Source organism: uncultured Erythrobacter sp. (assembly GCF_947499705.1).
GTDB lineage: Bacteria > Pseudomonadota > Alphaproteobacteria > Sphingomonadales > Sphingomonadaceae > Erythrobacter.
Genome location: NZ_CANMPJ010000001.1, coordinates 926,181 through 934,802, shown reverse-complemented (window position 1 = coordinate 934,802; position 8,622 = coordinate 926,181). Strand labels below are relative to the sequence as shown.

Here is an 8,622-nt window from a genome sequence, read left to right as displayed (position 1 = left end):
CTTAGTTGATCGTGACGCGGAAATAGAGCGAGCGTGTCGTGCTTGCCGGGATGTCGCTCAGGTCACCAGAGACCTGATCTTCACCGCCAGTACCCGCGCCAGCAGCAAATGCGCCGCCAGCAGTACCGTCAAGCGCGCAAGTTGCGACGTCGTCGGTAGGATCGGTGTTACCCTGATCATCGATCGTTGCTGTGCCATCTTCAAAGATGCCAAAGCCCGACAGATAGGTAACGTCGAATGGCAGGTCATCGACCACAGCCACGTCGGTGGCTGTTGCAGCGCCAGGCGCGTTGGTCACGGCAATGCAGTACTGCACGGTTGCGCCCGGAATTGCTTTCGGGTTGGTCGTGCCGTTCACTGGATCGCTGATGACAACGCTCGATTTGACGACAGAAACCTGAGCGCCGGCGACAACGAAGTCACCAGTGTCGGAATCGTCGCCAGCGTTGGCCGCATCAGTGTCACCTGCGCCATCGAACAGAACAGTGTCCACACCGGCGGTGTTTGCACCCGTCGTTGCGGTGAGTTCTGCACCAAGGCCAACTGCACCAGCTGCATGTGCATCTGCGGTCAGCGTGACATCGAACGTGTCGGCATTGACGGCGGCAAGATCGATATCTCCCACCACAATCACTTCGATAGTGCCGTCTTCGGCGACTTCATCGAGGAATGTGATCGGACCTGCCGCAAGTTCAGCTGCACTCAACGTACGGTCACCATCGGCATCGAGATAAATCTCGATATTGTCGATGTTGGCCGCGGTGCCGCCGGTCAGTGCGGTCGTCAGGGCGAGGTCGATCGTGTCGTTCGACAGGTTGGTGACGTCAAAGGCGAGTTCCGCCTGGTTTTGTCCCGGAGACACCGAAACGGTGCCGCCAATGAACTCGACATCGACATTCACACGGCGGTCAACCGTGAAAGTGTCGCTGGCCGTCACGTCGGTTTGTTCGACACCGCCAACATCATAGCTGACAGTGACGTTGTTGGTGATGGTATCGCCGGCATCGGTGCCGACAGCCATCGCCGGTGTGCTGGTCATTGCGACAAGTGCCGTAGCACTTACCGCACCCAGCCACTGGGTGGTACGTCTCATGATAGTGGTCCTCTGCGTGTGCCCCGTGTCAAACAATCCGCCCACAGGACTTGGCGGTTATCTTTCGCTGTTCAGCGAATGATTGCTGGATATTCGAGCCGTCCGCTCTCACCCGGCGCGATGGACGCGAGCGTCCAGCGAACATGGGTGACATCGGCATGGGTCGCGGTGCGCGTGGCACCGTTTTCATCCGTAATTGTTAGCTCGCCGAGTGTGCCCCAGCTCTGAGCGCCATCAACCGACACGGTCAGATCCGGGTCGGCGTCTGGCGCGAGGCGTACGGCGCTCGGCAGCGGGTTCGTGACGACAAAGTCAGTCACGGCTTCTGCGCTGTTGTTTGCATAGTCGGTGCCGAAGATCAGGCGGTCACCCGGAATGATCTTGTTCGGCTCAACCAGTTCGGTCCGCTCCGATCCTGCTTCATCCGTGACAGTTTTCACGGCTTTCACATCACCCGACAGGGTTACCGGGTTTGCGGCAGGTGTGTCCTGCGCTGCGACCGGAACGATCGGAAGTGAAAGAACAAGCAGGCTTGCGACCATTTTTTTAAGCGTGTTCATGGGTTTATTCCTCAACTCGGAGTAAATTCTTAGTCGATTGTGACGTTGAAAGTGATGGCTTGACTGGACCCGGCGGCGACTGTGCCGAGATCGACACTGATGCCGCTTGCATCGGATGCTTCACCGGCGTCATCGCCGCTGACGTCGGTCAGCGGGTTGCCGTCCAGCGCGAGAGTTCCGGCCGCGTAAGTGGTGCCATCGGGAATGGTGTCGGTGACGATCAGATCGTCGACCGATCCACTGCCTGCGACATCGGCGGTAATGGTGAAGGTAACGACCGCGCCCGGAACCGCGCTGGTGCCGCCGAACGGATCGACAATGCTGGCGGCCTTGGTCAGATCGACCGAGGTAATGCCGACCAGCAGTTCGCCGGTTGCCGTGGCCGAAGCGCCAGTTGTGCCGACAATCGCGTCACCGCCGTCAACACCTTGGCCAGCAAACAGCGTGCCCGGCGCGCCGGTACCGGTTACGGCGTCGGCGGTCAGCTCAATGTCGCTTTCCTGCCCATCTGTCACACCATCGGGGACGGTGACGATGACGAACACGGTCAGCGTTTCATCCGCTGCCAGCACAGCGGTCGTTTCCGGTGCCGTCAGGATTTCATCGACGCCCGGATCATATGTGCCGTTGCCGTTGGTATCGACCGCGATGCTATCGACTGTCGTGTCGAAGTCGTTTCCGGCGACCACCGGGTTTGCAGTCAACTGGTATGCTTCGGGGCCGTTGCCCTGGTTGGTGATTTCAAAGGTGAGCACCGCTTCGCCAGGAACAGCAGCCAGTGGCCCGGAATCCAGCGATGTGATGGTTACGTCGAGAAGTTCGTCGACACGAAGCGTTACCGTGTTGGAATCGATCGTTTTTTCACCGCCGCCATCGTCATACGTCGCGGTTGCAGTGTTCTCGATCAGCGTGCCTGCGCTCACGCCCTCGGCATGCGCGGCGTTTGCACCGAGCGCGGTCAATGCGAACGCTGCGCCAAACAGTGAGACGCTCCAAGACGTGCTTCTTGAGCGTACGTGCTTGGCCTCTGCAGAGATCTGTGCAGATCTGATCGCGGGTGCCAGGAAAAAGCTTGAATGAGCTTGCATTTTGACCTCGTCGAAAGTTCGAACGAAGCCATTCAAGACCCATGCCAAGCCCAAAAACCCCGGATTTCCGGCGTTTTTCGACTTCCCGTGGTTCTGAGATTGCGAAAGCGCTTCATCGCCTCGCAAATTGCAAAAGCTTTCTAGCCCAAATTGCGAAATAGCGTGTGAGCTACCGAAGTGGCTGGCGCCATACGGTTCGGTTAAGGCAAATGCCGGATTGACTGTATTTTGCGTGTTCATGCGTAGTGCGAATACGCGGTAATGGTTAGCAACCCGTTAGGAACGAACGGGGAAACAGCTGAATTCCGCCAAATTTTACACGATGTTACATTTGACGAACGCGGTTAATCGCCCATCGCCGCCTAAGGTAAACATGCGCTTACGCACGACAAACGGAGCCAAAAGTAGGCGTTGTTAGCCGAACAAGAACCGGTCGATTTGATGGCAAAGCGCCGAGCAAGACCCGCTAGCAACCGAATAGAATTGCGCTGCACTGCACAATCGGGCTATTGCGATGCTCAAATCACGGTGCCGCGCCGTTGTGGCCAGCCCACCCTGTCTCACGACTTCTTTAGATCGATCCGGAAATTGCCTCTAAGTCAGGTATTTGCGGGTTATTCTCTGGCGAGACCCAGGCCTTAGGCGCCGCCCAGTTCCTTGTCGCCGAGTGCGACACACCACGAAAGCTCAAAATGACATTCACCGATCTGCCCGCACGGCTTCAGGAAGCCCTTGCCTCGCGCGACTATTCCGAGCCTACCGATGTTCAGGCCGCTGTGCTGGAACCTGAAGCGCTGGGCCGTGACCTCGTTGTCTCAGCGCAGACTGGCTCAGGCAAGACCGTCGCGTTCGGACTGGCAATGGCCAGCGAGCTGCTCAATGAAGAAGGCTTGGTGGCTCATGCTTACAAGCCCAAAGCCCTCATCATCGCCCCGACACGCGAACTGGCACTGCAGGTCAGCCGCGAGCTACAATGGCTGTACGGTCTCGCCGGAGCCCGCGTTGCGACATGTGTTGGCGGTATGAACCCTTCGCATGAGCGAAAGGTGCTAAAATCTGGCGCGACTATCGTTGTCGGGACGCCGGGTCGTCTGCGCGATCATCTTGAGCGCGGCGCACTCGACCTGTCCGATCTCGCTGCCGTGGTGCTCGATGAGGCCGACGAAATGCTCGATATGGGCTTTCGCGACGAGCTCGAAGCCATCCTCGACGCTGCGCCAGAGAACCGCCGCACATTGCTGTTTTCCGCCACCATGCCGCGCCCGATCGAAGCCTTGGCTCAGCGGTATCAACGCAACGCATTGCGGATAGCCACCGTCGATAAAGGTCGCAGTCACGAAGACATTTCCTATCAGGCCGTCACGGTCTCACCGCCCGAAGTGGAAAACGCCGTGGTCAACCTGCTTCGCTTTCACGAAGCGGAGACGGCGATCCTGTTCTGCGCGACGCGGGAAAGCGTCCGCCGCCTTCATGCGACGTTACAGGAACGCGGCTTCAGCGTCGTGGCGCTGTCGGGCGAGCATTCGCAGCAGGAACGCAATCAGGCGCTGCAAGCGCTTCGCGACCGCCGAGCCCGCGTATGCGTCGCCACCGATGTTGCCGCGCGCGGGATCGATCTCCCCTCGCTCAGCCTTGTAATTCATGTGGAAATTCCGCGTGACGCCGAGGTGCTACAGCACCGGTCTGGCCGAACGGGGCGCGCGGGCAAAAAGGGCACCGCCGTGCTGATCGTTCCCTTCCCGCGCCGCAAGCGGGTCGAATCCATGCTCCGTCATGCGAAGATCAAACCAATGTGGATCGACGCGCCGGACCGCGAGGCCATCAAGTCCAAAGATCGCGAACGCCTGCTTGAAAAGCTGATGGAGCCGGTCGAAGTGAGCGATGCCGACCGCGAAGTCGCCGGGCAATTGCTAGCCAAGCGCAGTCCGGCTGATCTCGCCGCCATGCTGGTCCACGCACACCGCTCCAAGATGCCCGAACCGGAAGAGTTGATGCCCAACACGCCCGAGGCTCGACGTGCCGCACAAAAAGAGCGCCACCGCCCGGGTTTCGAGGACACGGTGTGGTTCCGAATGGATATCGGGCGCAAGCAGAACGCCGACCCGCGCTGGATCCTGCCGCTGCTTTGCCGCCGTGGTCACGTGACCCGCAACGAGATCGGCGCGATCCGCATTGGCCCTGACGAAACGCACTTCCAGATCCCGCGCACAATTGCCGACAAGTTTGCCGCCGCCACGCAGCGAACGGCAGGGACTGAAAGCGACGAAGAGGCAATTCGCTTCGAAGTGTCTGCAGACGGTCCGCGCGTTGCGGCGCGCGTCAATCGCAAAAAGGGACACTCTGGCAGCAAAAATGCACGCTCTGGTGGTGCTAGAGTCGATCCCGCACGGGGGCCAAAAGGTGACCGATCAGGCAAGCAAGGTGGCAAGAACTTCAAGAAGAAGTCGGGTGGAAAATTCGGCTCAAAACCCGGCGGTAAAGAGCGCGGCAAACCCGGCAATCACAAGAATTCTGGCAAGCCACCACACCAAAGCAAACGGGACTGAAGCCAGCGAAGCCTTCCACGGTGCGAACCGGGCCATTTTATGACAAAAAAATAACTGGATTGTGACACGCCCCACCTTCGTAATAATGTTGCACCACAGCAACACATGGGCGCGAAATATTACAACAGCGCCAATACACTGGTTGCCCAGCGGGCTCGCCGAAGGCATAGATCAACTTAGGGACTGATACATCTACGCGACCTTCCGCTTATGCGGCGGAGGCGCATCCATTTGGAGTGTGTCTATGACCCCTGCTACCCGCCTTTATCGCAACAAAGGCGCTCTTTTTGCGAGTGCCGGTATCGCTGCATTGGCTTTGGCCTTGCCTACCAGCGCAGCCGCACAAGATACCGAAGAAACTGACGTAACGACCCAAGATGGCGAAGCCGAACAAGGTAACGTCATTCTTGTAACGGGTACTCGGATCCAGCGTCCGGAAGCCGCAGCGGCTACCCCGATTGTCGCCGTCACCGCAGAGAATATTGAGCAGTCCGGACTGACCAATGTCACCGAGCTGCTTACTCAGACACCGGCCCTGTTCAATTCAGAAGACAATTTCGATGCGGCCGGTTCGCAGGCGCGCACGGGCGCAGCTGGCGTCAACCTGCTCGATTTGCGCAACCTCGGCCCAGAACGGACACTGGTGCTGGTCGATGGGCGTCGTCACATTGCTGGCGTGTCCGGTGAGGCCGGCGTCGACATCAACACCATACCCGTCGGGCTGATCGAGCGGATCGACGTTCTGACCGGTGGTGTGTCCTCGGTCTACGGTGCCGATGGCGTCTCCGGCGTTGTCAACTTCATCATGCGCCGCGATTTCGAAGGCGTCGACTTCCGCGCTCAGCAGGGCATTTCCGACTTCGGCGATGCCTCAAGCAGCTTTATCTCGGCCACCGTCGGTAAGAATTTCGCCGATGACCGCGCAAACATCGCGCTATCCTATGAATTTCGGAAAGACGCCCGCGTCGACGCACTGGCGCGTCCGAATGGGCAATTCACTGCAGATACGCTGGTGCGCAATCCGAATGACATTCCGGACGATCCCAACATTCCGGACAACGTTTTTCTCGACCGGATCGGTTGGTCAGACAGCTCACCGGATGGTGCAATCGTCACCTCCGGTTTCTCACCGTCATTCCGCGGCGGTGGCCAGCCTTACGATCCAGGACTGTTCCTCCCGCAATCGGGCTTTTTGGCTCAGGGCGGAAGCAACACCCCGATAAACAGCTATCAGGGCGATCTGCAGGCCGGGACAGAGCACCATTCGTTCAACGCGTTCTTCAACTATCAGTTGACGCCGGACATTCGTTTTTTCGCTGAAGGCAAGTATGTGAAGACCGACAACTTCACGGTCGCCCAGCCTTCCTTCGACTTCTTCACTTTTGTTTCCGAAGACAGCCCATTCATCCCGCAGGTGATCCGTGACGCAGGACTGGATCAGCGTGGCGGCATCCTGTTCAACCGCGACAATTTCGATTTCGGGACACGCGACGAGATCTTCGAGCGTGACCTGTATCGCACGGTGGCCGGATTCGAAGGCGACATAAACGACAATACGCGTTTCGAGGTCAGTTATGTCTACGGCCGCAACGATACGGAATTCACATCGACCAACCAGCGTATCGAGGATCGCTACTTCGCTGCGCTGGATGCGGTCGATGCCGGGGAGTTCCTGACAGGCACGCCAAACGGGGTGATCGATTGCCGCGTCAACCTTGATGGCGGCGCGATCGCTGATGCCGGAAACGGAAACTACGGTCAGGCACCTCAGACTTTTACCCCCGGCCAGTGCGTGCCGCTCAATATCTTTGGTGAAGGTGTCGCCACTCCGGAAGCGCTTGCCTTCGTTCTGGCGGATACGTCCAACGTGTTCAGGCTGGAACAGCATGTAGTGAACGCCTTCGTTTCCGGCAATTTCGGGAACTTTTTTGAGCTTCCGGGAGGGGCGATCAACTACGCATTCGGCGCTGAATATCGCGACGAGAGCAGCGATTTCCAACCCGACGCGATCTCAACCCAAGTTTCGACCTTCGATCCCAATTCCGGGGTATTGGCCGACTTGGCGCTGCTTGGCGCAGAGACCGGCGGTTTTGATGTTTGGGAAGTGTTCGGGGAGATCAACGTCCCGATACTTGCGGACATGCCGTTCGCCGACCTGCTCGAATTGACGGTGGCCGCGCGCTATTCCGACTATTCGACGATCGGCAGCACCGAGGCCTGGTCGGTCAACGGCCAGTGGGCGCCCATTCCGGATATTCGCTTCCGTGGCGGTTACTCGGAATCGGTTCGTGCACCGAACATCACCGAACTGTTTGCGCCCCGTACAGGAACGTTCTCGTTCCTGACCGATCCTTGCAGCCCGGCAAACATCAACGCCGGCACGTCGTTCCGCACGGCCAATTGCGAAGCTTTGGTGAACGGGTTGGGAGCCGACTTCGCGACCTTCGATTTCGACAGCGATATCGCCTCCAGCGCGAGCATCGAAGGTATCGTGTCGGGCAACCAGAACCTCTCGGAAGAAGCTGCGGAAACCTGGACGGCCGGTGTGATCCTGCAACCGCGATTTGTACCGGGGCTCATCATCACGTTCGACTGGTATGATATCCGGCTGACCGATGCAGTTCGTACACCGACACTTACCGAGACTGCCGAATTCTGTGTCGACTCGCCCGATCTGAACAACGTTTTCTGCGACGCGATCACCCGTGACGCCGGAACGGCGTTTGTATCGAGCTTTGTGCTTGGACCGCAAAACGTCGCGTTCCTCGAAACTGCCGGTGCCGACATCACCGTGAATTACAGCTTTGAACCCGGCGATGGCAGCCTTGGCCGGTTCGATCTTCGCGGTACGCTGGGCTATCTCGACAAGCTCGAGTTCCTGCCAGCGAATGGAGGCATCGTCGATGATGATCGCGGTGAGATTGGCTCGCCAGAATGGGTGGGCAATGCCGATATCACGTGGACGATCGACAACTTCTCGATCAACTATGGTTTACAGTATGTTGGCGAACAATTGCGGTTCGAAATCGACGAGATCGCCGGCGACCCGGATATCGCGGACCCTGAGTTCCTCGAGCTTGACGCACGGTTCGTTCACGATCTGCGCGCCGAATTCAGGACGGACGACGAACGCGCCCGGTTCTTCATCGGTGTGAACAACCTCACCAATGAGCTTCCATCGCGTGGTCTCGACAGCGCGCCTGTGGGCTGGCTGGGTCGGTACTTCTTTGCTGGCTTCCGCTTCAACACGGACCAGCTTGGATTTTGATCCAAACAACCGGGAGGGGAAAGGGCGTCTTTCGGGGCGCCCTTTTTTCGTTCATCACTGAGATGCG

5 protein-coding genes are annotated in these 8,622 nt (G+C 58.6%); 2 read left to right on the top strand and 3 right to left on the bottom strand.

What is annotated here, in order from left to right; genetic code table 11:
- Position 1: 1 nt before the first annotated feature.
- The 3 genes from Q0837_RS04330 to Q0837_RS04320 form a co-directional block, all read right to left on the bottom strand.
- On the bottom strand, positions 2-1,093 hold the full coding sequence (locus tag Q0837_RS04330) for a hypothetical protein (RefSeq protein ID WP_298465722.1): 1,092 nt from the start codon (positions 1,091-1,093) through the stop codon (positions 2-4).
- 71 nt (positions 1,094-1,164) lie between these two features.
- Positions 1,165-1,653, bottom strand: a complete 489-nt coding sequence (locus Q0837_RS04325) for a hypothetical protein (RefSeq protein ID WP_298465719.1) — start codon at positions 1,651-1,653, stop codon at positions 1,165-1,167.
- A gap of 29 nt (positions 1,654-1,682) precedes the next feature.
- Positions 1,683-2,741, bottom strand: a complete 1,059-nt coding sequence (locus tag Q0837_RS04320; protein WP_298465716.1) for a hypothetical protein — start codon at positions 2,739-2,741, stop codon at positions 1,683-1,685.
- A gap of 692 nt (positions 2,742-3,433) precedes the next feature.
- Here Q0837_RS04320 and Q0837_RS04315 point away from each other — a divergent pair.
- Entirely contained in the window at positions 3,434-5,287 is a 1,854-nt protein-coding gene (locus Q0837_RS04315) for a DEAD/DEAH box helicase (protein ID WP_298465713.1), read from the top strand.
- Between the two features lie 244 nt (positions 5,288-5,531).
- The gene (locus tag Q0837_RS04310) at positions 5,532-8,555 is read left to right on the top strand and encodes a TonB-dependent receptor (RefSeq protein ID WP_298465709.1); all 3,024 of its coding nucleotides are present in this window, start codon (positions 5,532-5,534) and stop codon (positions 8,553-8,555) included.
- The last annotated feature ends 67 nt before the right edge of the window (positions 8,556-8,622 follow it).

Bases quoted from the DNA above. Each gene is read 5' to 3' on its own strand.
- Q0837_RS04320 (WP_298465716.1), bottom strand. From the start codon at position 2,741: ATGCAAGCTCATTCAAGCTTTTTCCTGGCACCCGCGATCAGATCTGCA.
- Q0837_RS04325 (WP_298465719.1), bottom strand. From the start codon at position 1,653: ATGAACACGCTTAAAAAAATGGTCGCAAGCCTGCTTGTTCTTTCACTT.
- Q0837_RS04310 (WP_298465709.1), top strand. From the start codon at position 5,532: ATGACCCCTGCTACCCGCCTTTATCGCAACAAAGGCGCTCTTTTTGCG.
- Q0837_RS04330 (WP_298465722.1), bottom strand. From the start codon at position 1,093: ATGAGACGTACCACCCAGTGGCTGGGTGCGGTAAGTGCTACGGCACTT.
- Q0837_RS04315 (WP_298465713.1), top strand. From the start codon at position 3,434: ATGACATTCACCGATCTGCCCGCACGGCTTCAGGAAGCCCTTGCCTCG.